Annotated in this window: 14 protein-coding genes; 8 read left to right on the top strand and 6 right to left on the bottom strand. The window is 50.0% G+C overall.

Annotated features, from left to right (window positions below; translation table 11 throughout):
* The first annotated feature begins 76 nt into the window (after nt 1-76).
* Nucleotides 77-535, top strand: a complete 459-nt coding sequence (locus R70723_RS15815; protein ID WP_372238248.1) for a MarR family winged helix-turn-helix transcriptional regulator — start codon at nt 77-79, stop codon at nt 533-535.
* Nucleotides 536-650: 115 nt separating this feature from the next.
* Here R70723_RS15815 and R70723_RS15820 read toward each other — a convergent pair whose 3' ends face one another.
* On the bottom strand, nt 651-1,826 hold the full coding sequence (locus R70723_RS15820) for a serine hydrolase domain-containing protein (protein ID WP_039873323.1): 1,176 nt from the start codon (nt 1,824-1,826) through the stop codon (nt 651-653).
* 608 nt (nt 1,827-2,434) lie between these two features.
* Nucleotides 2,435-3,613 carry a serine hydrolase domain-containing protein gene (locus tag R70723_RS15825; protein ID WP_039873325.1) on the bottom strand — a complete coding sequence of 393 codons (1,179 nt, stop codon included), beginning with the start codon at nt 3,611-3,613 and terminating at the stop codon, nt 2,435-2,437.
* Between the two features lie 243 nt (nt 3,614-3,856).
* Here R70723_RS15825 and R70723_RS15830 point away from each other — a divergent pair, with 243 nt between their 5' ends.
* The 3 genes from R70723_RS15830 (at nt 3,857) to R70723_RS15840 (ending at nt 6,485) form a co-directional block, all read left to right on the top strand.
* Nucleotides 3,857-4,768, top strand: a complete 912-nt coding sequence (locus R70723_RS15830) for a glycerophosphodiester phosphodiesterase (protein WP_052421331.1) — start codon at nt 3,857-3,859, stop codon at nt 4,766-4,768.
* 70 nt (nt 4,769-4,838) lie between these two features.
* Nucleotides 4,839-5,471 (top strand): serine/threonine-protein kinase, encoded by a 633-nt coding sequence (locus R70723_RS15835; protein WP_039873327.1) that lies wholly within the window; start codon nt 4,839-4,841, stop codon nt 5,469-5,471.
* Nucleotides 5,472-5,765: 294 nt separating this feature from the next.
* A complete protein-coding gene (locus R70723_RS15840; protein ID WP_039873328.1) occupies nt 5,766-6,485 on the top strand; it encodes a gamma-glutamyl-gamma-aminobutyrate hydrolase family protein in 720 nt (239 codons plus the stop codon).
* Between the two features lie 3 nt (nt 6,486-6,488).
* On the opposite strand, the gene R70723_RS15845 is transcribed toward R70723_RS15840, so the two are convergent.
* The 3 genes from R70723_RS15845 to R70723_RS15855 form a co-directional block, all read right to left on the bottom strand.
* Nucleotides 6,489-7,616, bottom strand: a complete 1,128-nt coding sequence (locus tag R70723_RS15845; RefSeq protein WP_039873330.1) for an MFS transporter — start codon at nt 7,614-7,616, stop codon at nt 6,489-6,491.
* A gap of 73 nt (nt 7,617-7,689) precedes the next feature.
* Nucleotides 7,690-8,586 carry a LysR family transcriptional regulator gene (locus tag R70723_RS15850; protein WP_039873333.1) on the bottom strand — a complete coding sequence of 299 codons (897 nt, stop codon included), beginning with the start codon at nt 8,584-8,586 and terminating at the stop codon, nt 7,690-7,692.
* Nucleotides 8,587-8,602: 16 nt separating this feature from the next.
* Nucleotides 8,603-9,535 carry an AraC family transcriptional regulator gene (locus tag R70723_RS15855; RefSeq protein WP_039873336.1) on the bottom strand — a complete coding sequence of 311 codons (933 nt, stop codon included), beginning with the start codon at nt 9,533-9,535 and terminating at the stop codon, nt 8,603-8,605.
* Nucleotides 9,536-9,713: 178 nt separating this feature from the next.
* Here R70723_RS15855 and R70723_RS15860 point away from each other — a divergent pair, with 178 nt between their 5' ends.
* The 4 genes from R70723_RS15860 to R70723_RS15875 all read left to right on the top strand — a co-directional run bounded on the left by R70723_RS15860 (nt 9,714) and on the right by R70723_RS15875 (nt 13,175).
* Nucleotides 9,714-10,694 carry an aldo/keto reductase gene (locus R70723_RS15860; RefSeq protein WP_039873338.1) on the top strand — a complete coding sequence of 327 codons (981 nt, stop codon included), beginning with the start codon at nt 9,714-9,716 and terminating at the stop codon, nt 10,692-10,694.
* 12 nt (nt 10,695-10,706) lie between these two features.
* Complete coding sequence (locus R70723_RS15865; protein ID WP_039873341.1) at nt 10,707-11,564, top strand: aldo/keto reductase; 858 nt, start codon at nt 10,707-10,709, stop codon at nt 11,562-11,564.
* Between the two features lie 105 nt (nt 11,565-11,669).
* Nucleotides 11,670-12,434, top strand: coding sequence for a helix-turn-helix domain-containing protein (locus R70723_RS32100; RefSeq protein WP_052421332.1), 765 nt, complete (start codon nt 11,670-11,672; stop codon nt 12,432-12,434).
* Between the two features lie 30 nt (nt 12,435-12,464).
* Nucleotides 12,465-13,175 carry a transglutaminase-like domain-containing protein gene (locus R70723_RS15875; protein ID WP_039873342.1) on the top strand — a complete coding sequence of 237 codons (711 nt, stop codon included), beginning with the start codon at nt 12,465-12,467 and terminating at the stop codon, nt 13,173-13,175.
* 17 nt (nt 13,176-13,192) lie between these two features.
* Here R70723_RS15875 and R70723_RS15880 read toward each other — a convergent pair whose 3' ends face one another.
* On the bottom strand, nt 13,193-14,911 hold the full coding sequence (locus R70723_RS15880) for a glycoside hydrolase family 13 protein (RefSeq protein ID WP_039873344.1): 1,719 nt from the start codon (nt 14,909-14,911) through the stop codon (nt 13,193-13,195).
* Nucleotides 14,912-14,986: the final 75 nt, after the last annotated feature.

Here is a 14,986-nt window from a genome sequence, read left to right on the forward strand (position 1 = left end):
CATGTTACTTGTAAAAAAAGAAATTAAGTTGTATATTGTCTAGTACATTGCAAGCACTTGGCAGAAAAATATAAATATGAAAGATGTGATGGTTTTGAGCAAGGATTGGTCACAGGAGTCGAAGTTGTTATACGAAATGTACCGTGTAAACAACGCCATAAATACTACATTTGATGCTTATATCAGCATCAGCCAATCTCGCTTTGAAATACTCGCATTAATATATCAAGAGATTGAAATCAGCCAGGGTGACTTACAAAAGAAAGTGACCCTTGACAAGGCGGCAGTCGCCAGACATCTCAAACAGCTTGAAGACAATAAGATCGTAGCCCGAAGAAAAAAAGATGGGGACAACCGTATAATCTTAGTACAATTAACTGATTACGGAAAAGAACTAATTGAATCTTCGCAAAAGGAAAAGGAGTATTTTGCCAAGGAGCTGTTAAATGATATTAGTCATACAGATCTTACAGCTTTAAGAAAAATCTTAATACAACTGAACAATAATGTTGAACGTATGAAGGAAAATGTTTGAGTGATGGTAAATCACAATTTCTTAATAAACCATTGCGGAGCCGCTATTTTAGCGGTTTTATTTGTTTATCCGCTCAACTTCTACTACAGACTACAAATGCTTTATATGTCCATCTCTACAAACTGCTAAACACAATATTCCGCAGCTTACGGGTGATGGGAAGGGTGCCGGCGTCTTTTTTCTGGACCATAAACAGTATCGTCAGCGCATCCTGTGGGCTGTTCGCGAAATAAGTGCCAAGCCAGCCTTGCCAGCCGTATTCACCTTTGCTGCCGATGTTTCCGGCCTGACCGGGCTCGGTCATAATGCGCATCAGATTGCCATAGCTGTGACCGCAGCGAAGGTGCCACAAGGCGAAGCCCTTTTGCTGTGGGGGCGTTAAGCCAGGAGAAGTCATATATTGCACGGTTTTTGGTTTGAGCAGCTGGTACCCGTCAATACTCCCGTTGTTCAACAGCATGGTGGTGAATTTGGCCGCGTCATCGATCGTAGAGGCAAGTCCGGCTCCGCCGGATTCAAATGCCGGATCACGGTCAAAGTGGTGATTAACTCCCAAGGGACTGTCAGCATATCGCTTGAGTCCGCCTTCCCCGTTGTCTTGATAGGTTCTGGCGAGCCGGCTTCGCTGCTCATCAGTCAGCCAGAACCTGGTATCGGTCATGCCGAGCGGCCCGAATATTTCCGTCTGCAGAAATTCCCCGTAACGCTTACCGCTTACTGCTTCCACAACCGCCCCGAGTACATCGCTAGAGGTTCCATATTGCCAGGACGATCCCGGCTCAAAGGCGAGTGGACCCTGGCCCAGTCTGTCTGTAAATTCCATAGTGGTCATCGGATTGGCTCCGTGCAGCCGGCTGCCCAGCTCCTGAATCAGCGTTTCTGTATATTGTCCGGCTGGACCGGGTCCGCCATACACAAGTCCTGATGTCATGTTGAGCAGATCATGGAGGTTGGCTTCTCGTACTGGAGATGTCAGTCCGCCTTCCTTAACTACTTTTTGCTGAAGGAATCCGGGTATGTAACGGCTTACAGGATCGAACAGATCTATTTCTCCACGTTCCAGCAGCAGCATAACGGCTGCAGCTGTTACCGGCTTGCTCATCGAGTACAGCCTGAAGATGGTATCCCGGGCAATAGGACGTCTCATTTCTATATCTGCCAGGCCGTCCGCATGATAAAATACTTCTTTGCCGTTTTTAATAACCATAAAGTTAGCACCGGCAATCTCGTTATTTTCAATACTGGTGCTGAGCGTTTTGGTCAGCAGTGCGGTTGTGCCAGAATCGAGCATAGTGGTCTGTCTCCCTTTAGTAGATTTCTATGAGTATATTAAGCACTATATGAAGCTTGTTTAGTGATGGTACATGTGCTTGTAGACAGATAAGGAAAATAATAACTATTTTACGACTAGGAAATCATTGTCACACGCGGCGGGCAGCGGATTGAGCGCCCCTGCCTAACGCTAACCTCAGTCAGTGGGTTCAGGGTCATATCAGGTTAAGTGTACTTTGTACAATTAAAACAGTGGAAATGAATCATTATAAGAAAATAATGGTATTCTGTACATCTATTTTCCTCGAAAAAGCCGGTTTCGGGCGTTTTTAGCAAATATAAGTGTACAGACTGCAGTTAAAACCTGCAGCGGAGCCAATTCGTCGGGTTTAGTTGCAGAAAGTACAGTTATTTCGGCTCGGCTCATTCTATATAGAGTGAACTTGAAAATATCTTATAAGGAAAGGGGGCGGAGGAGATGTTTGGAACTGTAGGAGTGACAGCGTCCGCCTTGCGGTAGGAAGTTCAGACATTCACCGGAGTCTCGCTAATATTGATTTTATAAAAAAACGGCAGACAAGACTTTTCAAAAAAGTCTATGACTGCCGTTTTCATATATCACAGTCCCTACAAACTGCTAAACACAATATTCCGCAGCTTTCGGGTAACAGGGAGGGTGCCGGCGTCTTTTTTCTGGACCATAAACAGTATCGTCAGCCCATCCTGCGGGCTGTTCATGAAGTAGGCGCCAAGCCAGCCGTCCCAGCCGTATTCGCCCTTGCTGCCGATATGTCCGGCCTGCCCGGGCTCGGTCATAATGCGCATCTGGTTGCCGTAGCTGTGCCCGCAGAGGGATTGCCACAGGGCAAAGCCCTTCTGCTGCGGAGGCGTTAATCCCGCCGAGGTCATATATTGTACGGTTCTTGGTTTGAGCAGCTGTACACCGTTGAGGCTTCCGTTGTTCAGAAGCATGGTGGTGAACTTGGCCGAATCGCCGATCGTGGAGACAAGTCCGGCTCCGCCGGATTCAAACGCCGGCTTACGGTCAAACTGGTGATTAATTCCGAGGTGGCTGTCGGCGTAGAGCTTTAATCCGCCATTTTCGTCATCCTGATACGTTTTAGCCAGCCGGGTTCGTTGCTCTTCTTCCGTCAGCCAGAACCCGGTATCCTTCATGCCCAGCGGCCCGAAAATTTCCTCCTGCAGAAATTCCCCGTACCGCTTACCGCTTACGGCCTCTACAACCGCTCCGAGTACATCGCCTGAGGTTCCGTATTGCCAGGATGATCCCGGCTCAAAGGCGAGTGGACCCTGGCCCAGTCTGTCTGCAAATTCCATTGTGGTCATCGGATTGGCTCCGTGCAGCCGGCTGCCCAGCTCCTGAATCAGCGTTTCTGTATATTGTCCGGCCGGACCGGGTCCGCCGTACACAAGTCCCGATGTCATGTTGAGCAGGTCATTGAGGTTAACTTCGCGTTCCGGAGCCGCCAGACCGCCGTCTTTTTCTACCAGCTGATTGCGGAATCCAGGTATGTAACGGCTTACAGGATCAAACAGATCTATTTCTCCACGTTCCAGCAGCAGCATAACGGCTGCGGCTGTTACCGGCTTGCTCATCGAGTACAGCCTGAAGATGGAATCCCGGGCAATAGAGCGTCCATTTTCTACATCAGCCAGCCCGTCCTCAAGATAGAAAACTTCCTCGCCATTTTTGATCACCATAAAGTTAGCGCCTGCGATTTCTTTGTTTGCAATACTGGCGCTGAGCGTTTTTGTAAGAAGTCCGGTAGTGCTTGAATCCAGCATGGGTTGTCTGTCTCCTTTATCATCGTTTTCTATGAGTATATTAAGCGCTTTTATGAAGCTTGTATAGTAGTTTTGCTGTGACGGGCCTCAAAGAGAGTCTGCCTATTTTTTGATTCGCATAAGGTTCAGCCTGGAATATAATAAAAAATACCTCTGCCGCCAATGAAAAGATAACGATAAACCCGTACGGCATGTTAATATATTATTTATGCTGTTAAGGATCAGAAAAAAGAGGGTAGATGAATGAAAAACTTTTTTAGGCATAAGGCTTATTTTATTGGCGTACATGTTTTAATGTTTGTTTTTTTGTTTTCAGCATTGTATGCCTATTTCCCATGGATCCAGGTAAAGGTCAAGGAGATCATCGATCCTCCGGATAAGGTCGTTACGATTGCTCACCGTGGTGCTATGGGGTATGCCCCGGAGAACACCATGCCGGCAATTGAGCTGGCAATAGAGATGAAGGCAGATTATGTAGAGCTGGACATTCATCTAACCAAGGATGGGATACCGGTCGTGATCCATGATGAGACAGTGAACCGGACTACAAACAGCAGGGGATATGTGAGAAATTTGACCCTGGAGCAGATCAAGCAGCTGGATGCGGGAACCTGGTTTAATGAAGCCTATCCGATGTTTGCAAGGGAGCAATATGCGGGTGTCACCATCCCCACGCTGGATGAGGTGTTCGAGACATTCGGGGACAAGACCCGTTACATGATCGAAATTAAGCAGCCCACCGCGAACAGCCAGATCGAGACCTTGCTAAATGAAGCTGTCCTAAAATATAACCTGGAGGATGCAGTGTCTGTCCATTCCTTCAGCAGTGCCAGTCTGCGCAAGCTTCATGCGATCAACCCTGACATCCCGCTGTACCAGCTTGTATGGAATGACTATACCGCAACAGGGGCACCTGCATCTTATCTGGAGAATGTGAAAACCTATGCCGTCGGAATCAGCCCTAACTTTCAGGGAATCGGAGCGGCTTATGTGGCTCAGGTTAAGAATGCCGGGCTTAAAGTGATGCCGTATACGGTTAATTACCAGGTCAACATGAATAAAGCCTATCTGTGGGGCGTGGATGGAGTCTATACGAATTACCCGGACCGTTTCAAGGAGGTCATTGATACCAACAGGGAAAACGGGCAATGGTAGGCTTATTCTTTTGAACATATGATATATTGATAGTAACACAAGCCTGAAGGGCTGCAGGGAGAAGCTGGGTATGGAGAAGCTGACGGAACTGATTACCGATGATTTAATGTTAAAAGCTGCTATTGAGAGTATTGATCCGCAGGAGCCTGTAAAAGTCAGCAATGTACCGTATCCCTGGAGGCTGCTGGGCTGCGGCAATTATGCCGCTGTTTTTTGCCATCCCGGTTATGAAGCTTATGCGGTGAAAATCTATGCCCCGGGCAGACCCGGCCTGGAGGAGGAAGCAGAGGTTTACAAGCTGCTGGGACAGCATCCGGCATATGCACGGTGCTATTATATCGGAAATACCTTTCTTATCCTGGACCGGCTGCGCGGCGTTACGTTTTACGACTCAATGAAGCAGGGAATACTGATTACTGAGCAGGCCATCCGCGATATTGACATCGCACTGGATTATGCCCGTTCCCGCGGTCTCCACCCGCATGATGTCCATGCCAAAAATGTGATGGTCAAGGACGGCCGCGGCCTGATAGTCGACGTGTCTGATTTTTTGAAGCAGGAAGACTGCAGCATGTGGGAGGATTTCAAAAAAGCGTACTACCGGCTATACAAGCCTATTGCCTCACGATGGGTATTTCCGGTTCCCAAAGCATTATTAGAGCTCGTCCGTAAAGCCTACAAATGGCGCAAAAAGAAGAGCTGAATGAAATAACAGGCAGGAAGCATGGAACCTTAAGGGGCTCCGTGCTTTTTTTGCGTTTAAGCTGAAGGGCCAACGATGATCATTTCATCATATGAAAAATTCACATTAGTACAAAAAAATATATATTCGCACCCGCAAACTACAGTGGAACACCAAACAATCACACTCCATCACATCAAAATGACAGGAAAAAGTCCAGAGCCTCGCGTACCTCACATCTGATGATAGTTACACTCTGGTAATATCCGACGCCTCCGATTATAATAAACGACAATCAATGAAGGAGGTGCAGCAATGAACAAACCAATGATAGGCGTCCTGCCATTATACGACTCCGGTAAAGAGAGCTACTGGATGCTCCCGGCTTACATGAAGGCAATCGAGAACGAAGGCGGAATCCCTGTGATGCTGCCTCTTACAACGGATGAGGATATTATACCTGCTCTGGCCGGCAGGTTTGATGGCTTTCTGTTTACCGGCGGGCATGATATCAATCCAGAATTATATGGGGAAAAAGCAGAAGCGGTCTGCGGGGAATGGTGTGATGAACGCGACAGAATGGAGCAGCTGCTGTTTGACCAAGTAATTGAACTGGACAAGCCCGCCTTTGGAATCTGCCGCGGATTACAATTGTTTAACGTTCTGTGCGGCGGAACCCTGTATCAGGATATTCCATTGCAGATGAATACAGACATTACGGTCAGCCATAAGCAGAAGCCGCCTTATGCCGAGCCGTCCCATTCTGTACATATCCATACAGGTACTTTGCTCCACCACATATTGCAGACAGCTCAAATAGACGTTAACAGCTATCATCACCAGGGGATCAAAGCACTGCCTGCGGGCTTGACTGCTGCGGCAGCAGCGGAGGACGGCATGGTTGAAGCAGTATCTCTTCCGGACAAAAGATTTATTCTCGCTGTTCAGTGGCATCCGGAATTCAGTTACGGGACAGACAGCAACAGCAGAAAGCTTTTTTCGGCATTTGTAAATGCTTGTATTCCTGCACATTAGCCTTCATTCCTTCTTCGGCGGCTTGATCAGCAGGGTTCCGCCCAGTAAAAAGAAGCTGCTGGCATAAAAGACGGTAATCAGTCCCAGCGACGCCCCAATCATCCCGAACAGCAGCGGAGCTGTGAACTGTGAGACTCTGTTGATTAATAGACGCAGCCCCAGTACCTCACCCGTTCTCGAAGCAGGGGAAGACTGATACGCAACCGACATGGAAATAGGCTGCCCGCAGCCCAGGCCGAGTCCCATCAGTACACTCCAGACTCCAAGCCACACAGGATTAACAGTTAAGGAGACCAGCAAAAACGCTGTCCCGGATGCGGCAATCGAGCCTATCAGGATGGCATCATTTGAATGCTTACGCTGCAGCCAGGGCATGAACAGGCGGACCAGCACCATGGACAATCCCTGAATCGAGAGAATCCAGCCGATCCCGGTTACAGAAATGCCTTTACTTACCGCATACAGCGGGAAATAGGCGGCAAAGATTTCTCTGGAGTACAGTGCGAGCGCATTGCCGATCAGCGCCCTGCGGAGGGCGGGGAGCTTAAGCAGGCCCAGGGAGTCCGCCAGTCCGGTTTTTACGGCGGCAGCAGTAGGCTTGCCGGAGGAGAGCTTCCATGCAAATACAAAAGTAATCAGAAAAACAAAGAAGGCTGCGGCAAAAACCGCCGGATAGGACAGGTGACTGATAAGATAGCCGGCGGTCACCGGACCGAGCAGGGCGCCAAGGGAATTAGCGGTGCTGAACCAGCCGTAATAATCGTTGCGCTTGCCTTCAGGAGCGGCGTGCCCGAGTACATTTTGCAGGGAAATAGCAATAAAAATACTGGAGAAGCCTGTAATCAGCTGGGACGCATAAAGCGCCCAGAGGGAAGGAAAACACCAGGGCAGGGCCATGGATAGGCCTAATCCCGTCATTCCGGCCAGAACCGGGAGGCGGTCGCCGAAACGGTCGGCCATTTTGCCTGCGGAAATAGAGAAAAACATGGGGAGGAAAGCATAGCAGGCGGTCAAAACACCTATCTCGAGCGTGGATGCCCCCAGAGAGGAAGCGAACAAGGGCACTGCAGGTCTGGTTAAGTTAAGAATGAGCTGAAAAGCGATACCTAGAATCATGACATTAATAAACATACGCGGCTACCCTTCTGTCTGAGCTTTTTCTTCATTGTAGCTGCAGGCGCAGAAGCGGAAAAATCGTATTTTTCTATGGATTATCATAGAGAGAGGGTATGGAAGCCCGGTAATGCTGCTGCACAAACTGAACAAAGGCTGAAACTGCCGGGATGTCCAGCAGCTCCTCCCTGTATAATAACCAGGTGGACCAGGTAACGGCTTCGCTGTCTGCTCCGGTTAATGCGGTCCGGTACAGCTGATTGTCATCCTCAGTCAGGACGATGGACGGAACAATGGCGTAGCCCAGTCCGTTTTGCACCATCCGTTTGGCAATTTCTGCATTGTCCACATGCATCAGTACATTGGCCGGCTTACTGAACTGCTGCTTCCACCAGCCATCGATGATCCTGCTTAAGGAAGGGTCCGTTGTAAAGGTAATCCGGCGCAGCTGCGGAAGCTCCTCCACAGCTACCGGCACCGCTGACAGAATACATACCTGCTCCTGTTCAAGCATCTCTTTTTGCTCCAGCCAGTGGGGTATGCCCCGGATAATCCCGATCTGCTCCTTCTGTGTAGCTACTGAACCAAGCAAATCCTGGCTGATCGCGGTAGTAATATCATATTCAATCAGCGGATAGGCCTCTGAAAATTGCCGGAGCACCGCCGGAAGGCGATACAGCGCCACGGACCGGGAGACGCCAAGCCGTAGCGTGCCGCTTAGATCACCGCGCTGGCTGACCAGCCTGCTTTTGACATCGGACAGCCGCTCCAGCATTTCCCGGGCATAGGCTACCATCGTTTCACCCTGCTCCGTGAACTCGATCCCCCGCCGTCCCCGGTAGACGAACAGGCTGATGCCAAGCTCCTTTTCCAGCTGCTGCAGGCGGTGGGTCAGAGTAGGCTGCGAGAGATAAATCTGCTCCGCGGTCCTCGTAATATTACGTTCAGTGCCCAAAACGTCCAGTATGCGCCAATCCTTTTCATCCATCTACGACGCCATCCTCTCAATCGCCCAGAAAAACAATGCTTCTGGCGGGATCATACATTTCCTTCAATTGCTTGACATCGGAGCGCGGCGGCGAGCCGAACATCCGGGCATATTCACGGCTGAACTGGGAAGCACTCTCGTAGCCGACCCGGAACGCAACCTCGGCGGCCTCAGCCGACTCCGACAATAGAATACGGCGCGCTTCCTGCAGCCTGAGCTGCTTCTGAAACTGGATAGGGCTCATGCCGGTCACCTCCTTAAAGTTACGGTGGAAGGTGGACAGGCTCATGCTTGCTGCTTCGGCAAGCTGTTCCACGCGAATGGACTGGTCATAACGTTCGGTAAGCTGATCAATCGCCTCTCTAATCCGGTATGAATGGCTGCCCTCCATGGCAATTTGTCCGAGTGCGGCACCATAGGGACCTTTTAGCAGGGTATACAGGATTTCTTTTATGAATAAAGGCGCAAGAAAGTGGATATCATCCGGCCTGTCCAGTAATTCTATCAGTCTTAGGGTCGCGTTCATCAGGGAAGGCTCAGTCTGGCCGACAAATAAGGCACGCTTCGCGTTCTCGTTCGGCACAATCCGTACATTTGCCCCGTTCATGACCTCCAGAATCTGTTCATAGCTAAACTCCAGTTTGAAGCTGAGATAAGGCCTGTCCGCTGCTGCTCTGATCACCTGGCCGACGACAGGCAGATTCATGGAAGCGACCAGATAATCAGCTGAGCCGTATTCAAATCGCTCCCCTGCCAGGAATACCTCCTTAACCCCTTGGGCAATCATGCAAAAAGACGGCTTATACACCCGGTACGCAGGCTCAGATACCTCCGAATACCGGATAACAAATAAATTGGGTACCGCTGTCTCAAACACGCCGTCCCTCGGTGTAAAGCGCTGAATGAGCTCTGCGAGCTCTATTTGCTGCTTCATGCTGCCAGCTGGCATAACGCTATCCCTCCCTTTTGTAGTACTCGATTCTAAACCTTATGAATTCCTATAGTAAGCTCCGTGACAGAAATAGGCAAGCATTCAGTACGATCGGGATAACGGTTATTAGTGAAAATCCGGCATAATAAGTAAGACGAGTATGAGCTACATGACAACAGAATGGGAGGAACACAGAATGGAATATGTTAAATTCGGGAATACCGGTCTGGATGTCTCACGGATCTGTCTGGGCTGCATGAGCTTTGGGGAGGCGCTGCCGGAATGGCACCAGTGGGTGCTGAATGAGGAACGCAGCCGTGAAATCATCAAGCGGGCGCTGGAGCTGGGGATTAACTTTTTTGATACAGCCAACATTTATGCGAACGGCACCAGTGAGGAGTTCACCGGGCGGGCGCTCAAGGATTATGCAGACCGGGACGAGATCGTGCTGGCTACCAAGGTCTGGGGACGTATGCACAAGGGTCCTAACGGCGGGGGCTTGTCCCGGAAAGCTATTTTGAGTGAAATAGACAAAAGCCTGAAACGGCTCGGAACCGATTATGTCGATCTGTACATCATTCACCGCTGGGATTACGATACGCCGATCGAAGAGACCATGGGGGCGCTGCATGATATAGTGAAGTCCGGCAAAGCCCGCTATATCGGTGCGTCAGCCATGTATGCCTGGCAGTTCCAGAAGGCGCAGCATACCGCAGAGAAGAATGGCTGGACCCGCTTTGTGTCCATGCAGAATCACCTGAATCTGATCTACCGGGAAGAGGAAAGAGAAATGCTGCCGCTCCTTAAGGATCAGCAAATAGCTTCAACGCCGTACAGTCCGCTGGCATCCGGAAGACTCATCCGCGACTGGTCCGAAACCACGCTGCGCTCAGAAACAGATCACATCCAGAAATCCAAATACGATGCGTCTGCTGAGGCTGACAGGCTGATTATCGAGCGGGTAGCTGCACTTGCCGAAAAACGCGGCGTACCGCGTATTCATATTGCCCTTGCCTGGCTGCTGCAGAAGGACACAGTAGCTGCTCCGATAATCGGGGCAACCAAGCTGGCACAGCTTGAAGATGCTGTGGGAGCGCTATCCGTAGCATTAACTGCAGATGAGGTTGCTTTTCTCGAGGAATTATATGTACCGCACCGCGTAGTCGGAGCCCAATAAGGAGGAATTAGAATGGAATATGTAACACTTAATAATGGCGTTCAAATGCCGGTACTGGGATACGGGGTATATCAGATCCCGGATGCTGAGGAATGCGAAAGATGTGTATCGGACGCGATCAGCGCCGGTTACCGCTCGATAGATACGGCACAGGCATACCGCAATGAAGAGGCTGTCGGACACGCAATCAAGAAAAGCGGAGTAGCGAGGGAAGAGTTCTTCATCACCACCAAGGTCTGGATCTCCAACGCCGGCTATAAACGTGCCAAAGCATCTATTGAGGAATCCATGCGCAAGCTGCAGCTCGACTACCTCGATCTGGTGCTGATCCATCAGCCGTTTAACGATTATTACGGAACCTACCGGGCGATGGAGGAGCTCTACAAGGCAGGTAAGATCAGAGCCATCGGCGTAAGTAATTTCTATCCGGACAGATACATCGATCTGGTGAAATTCAGCGAAGTCGTTCCGGCCGTCAACCAGGTGGAGACCCATGTCTTCCATCAGCAGACAGCAGCCCATGAGATTATGAAAAAATACAACACACAGATCGAGTCCTGGGGTCCGTTTGCCGAAGGCAGGAACAACTTCTTCACCAACGCCACCCTTCAGGAGGTCGGTGATCAATATAACAAATCCGTAGCCCAGGTTGCTCTTCGTTATCTGATCCAGCGCGGCATTGTTGTTATTCCAAAGACCGTCAGCAAGGACCGGATGGTGCAGAATATCAATGTGTTCGATTTTGAACTGACTGCCTCAGATATGGATACAATTGCGGCTCTCGATACAGGGGAAAGTGCGTTTTTCTCCCACGCAGATCCGCAAACGGTAGAATTTATGACGGATTACGGTAAAAAAGGTCTGGAATAAGAACAGACAATTGTAGAAGAGCCTGCCGGGTGCAGGCTCTTTGTGTTTCTTGCTATAATGGTACCGGATCAGATAAGGGGAAAGCGGATTGGGGAGATACAGAAGATGATGAATATATACGGGGCAGAACATCACCTGCTCGTCCTGTCGGACACCATTGATGCGGATGAACATGCGCATTCCTTTGTACAGGTAACCATAGCGCTTCGGGGCGAACTCGACATTGCTCTGGACGGAAGGACGATTCACTGTAACGGAATTGCGATGGATTCGAACGTCTTACATCGTTTGAATGGAACGGGGACACCGCTAATGCTGCTGCTGATCGACGGAACCTCGGATATAGCAGCCGGTTTCAGGCAGCAGATTGACGGCTGCGGTTACTGTCTGCTCCCGCCTGAGTTGGTGGAGAAGATAAGCAGATTTGTTCAGGAGCAATGCACAGGAATCACAGACAGCAGCAGCTACAGCCTCTTTTTCCGGCAGCTAATGAAACTGTTCGGGCTGGACAATGTGCAGACAGGTATATCGGACACAAGAATCCAGGATTTGATTACACTCATTAGGGATTGCCGTGATTCTGAGCATTCTGTTGGTGAGTTCGCCAATCAGCTGGGACTTTCGGGCAGCAGGCTGTCCCATCTGTTTAAGGAGAATACGGGAACTTCCCTGAGCGGATATATCGTGCTGCATAAGCTGCAAAAAGCAGTTTATTTGATTTTTAACGGAGCTCCAATTACGGAAGCAGCGATGGAAGCAGGCTTTGACAGTCCTTCACACTTTGCCGCGACAAGCAAACGGATGCTGGGAATGTCGGCGAGGGAAATCCGCAGGGATAGCGTTTTTTTGAAAGTTTCCTGCCTGCACTAACCGTACAATAAGTACAGGAGGTGTTAAACCATGACTGTACACTTGTCGGAGACAGCATTATTGAATTACTCGCATCCGCAGATTAAGCAGCTGATTCATGAGCAAGGCTGGCTGCAGCTTCCGGTCAAGGAGCAAATACTGCAAATCTATAACTACGTCCGTGACGAAATTCAGTTCGGCTATAACCGTGCAGATGCTATTGCGGCTTCTGAAATTTTAAGAGACGGCTACGGGCAATGCAATACTAAAGGGATTCTATTCATGGCTCTGCTCAGAGCCGTTGGAATTCCGTGCCGGATGCATGGATTCACCATTCATAAGGAGCTGCAAAAGGGGGCGATGAAGGGCTGGTATTACCGGCTCTCCCCGCAGGAAATCGTCCATAGCTGGGTTGAAGTCAGGTATAAGGACATGTGGCTAAATATCGAGGGCTTTATCCTTGACGTTCCTTATTTAAGCAAGCTTCAGGAAAAATTCGCAGACTGCCCGGAAGGGTTTTGCGGCTACGGCGCTGCCACTGATAACCTGCTCAACCCCTCAATATACTGGGATGAAAACGATACGTATATTCAAAAGGAAGGTATCGTTCAGGATTTCGGAATATTTGACAGTCCCGACGAATTCTTCGCGGTGCACCGGCAGGAGCTGGGCCCGCTGCGTGAGGCTGTATTTGTACATATTGTCCGTCATCTGATGAACCGCAATGTCCAGAAGATACGGCAAGCTAAGGCCGAATCATGAATTGCAGAAAAAGCCACTCATTGGATGAGTGGCTTTTTCTCCTGATATCTCCGGTACACCAGCCCTTCATAAGGCTTAAGGGAGCCTTGCCGGTGGCATTTCGGCTCAGCCTCATCCGGATAGTTACCGAACAGAAAGTCTGCGCCTTCCAGCCGCTCGGCTTCTTCCTCCGGAAGCTCCCAATGCGCCTCTTCAGCTGTGAAGTTGAGCAGAATCAGCCACTCCTCATCCTCATCATGGCGGGAATAGGCAAAGATCTGCTGATGCTCCTTTAGCATGAGGTCGAACTCACCATATACCATTACCGGATGGTCCTTACGCAGACGGATCAGCTTTTTGTAGAATTGGAATACCGAATCCGGATCGTTTTTCTGTTGAAGCAGATTAACCTCCTCATAATCCGGATGCACCGGCAGCCATGGCTGTCCGGAAGTAAAGCCGGCGTTCGGGCTGCTGTCCCACTGCATCGGGGTACGGGCGTGATCCCGTGATTTGCGGCGGATGCGCTCCATAATAAGCTCCTCCGGTTCACCCCGTTCTTTAACCATTACATCATAATACGAGTGTGACTGCTGGTCGTTGAAATCCTCTATGCGGCGCAGTCCGGGATGATTGGTCATGCCAAGCTCTTCACCCTGAAGAATGAACGGGGTGCCCTTTAACGTATGCAGCAGAATGGCCAGCATCTTGGCCGATTCCACCCGGTATTTGCCCTGATCCCCAAAGGTCGCCACCATCCGGGGCTGATCATGGTTACTGAGATACAGCCCGAACCAGCCTCCCGGTTCACCGACATCCTTTTGCCACATAATCATTACCTCACGCAGGTCATCCAGATCCCACTCCTTGCTCTGCCACTGATCCTCCTCGCAATCAGCCAGCTTGGAGGCCTCCGCCGATAGGACCATGCTCAGCTCCCGCCGCTCCGGCCTGGTGTACATCAGCACATCGTCTTCATTGACCTTGGAGGTTTCACCTGCAGTGAATATCTTATATTTCGAGAATACCTTATCATTCATTTCCCGCAGGAATTCATGGATGTGCGGACCATTTTTGGTATAGGGCTCACCGTTTGCCTGCAGCTTGGTCTTGTCCGTATCCGGAAACCGCTGATCCTTAGAGATCGAATTAATTGCATCCATACGGAAGCCGTCAATGCCCTTATTCAGCCAAAAGGTCATGATCTTATGCATTTCGGCCCGGAGCTGAGGATTGTCCCAGTTCAAATCAGGCTGCCTGGCGTTGTATAAATGCAGATAATATTCACCGCTGCCTTCGTCGAAGGTCCAGGCAGGCTTGCCGAGATAGGACGTCCAGTTGTTGGGTGGACCACCGTCTTCAGCAGCCGGGCGCCAAATATAGTAATCCCGGTATTTGCTGTCCCTGGAGGACCGTGCATCTATGAACCAGGGATGCTCATCCGAGGTATGGTTAAGCACCAGATCCATGATCAGCCGGATGCTCCGGCCGTGCAGCTCCTTAAGCAGCCGTTCCCAATCCGCCATCGTTCCGTATTCAGGCTGAATCGCCAGATAATCCTTAATGTCATAGCCATTGTCCACATCCGGGGACAGATAGACAGGAGACAGCCAGATGGTATCGATTCCAAGCTCGGAGAAGTAGTCCGCCTGTGAGATCAGGCCGTTTAAGTCTCCAATCCCGTCGCCGTTGCTGTCTTTGAAGCTGCGCAGGTAGACTTCGTATACTACGCTTTCTTTCCAGTAGGTCTTGTTCATAAGCAGCTCCTTTCACTATCTTTCTCGTAGTACATTACCCGAAATAAGCGGCTAAAAACTTCAAATTTTATGAGG

Origin of the sequence: Paenibacillus sp. FSL R7-0273 (genome assembly GCF_000758625.1) — a bacterium.
GTDB lineage: Bacteria > Bacillota > Bacilli > Paenibacillales > Paenibacillaceae > Paenibacillus_AQ.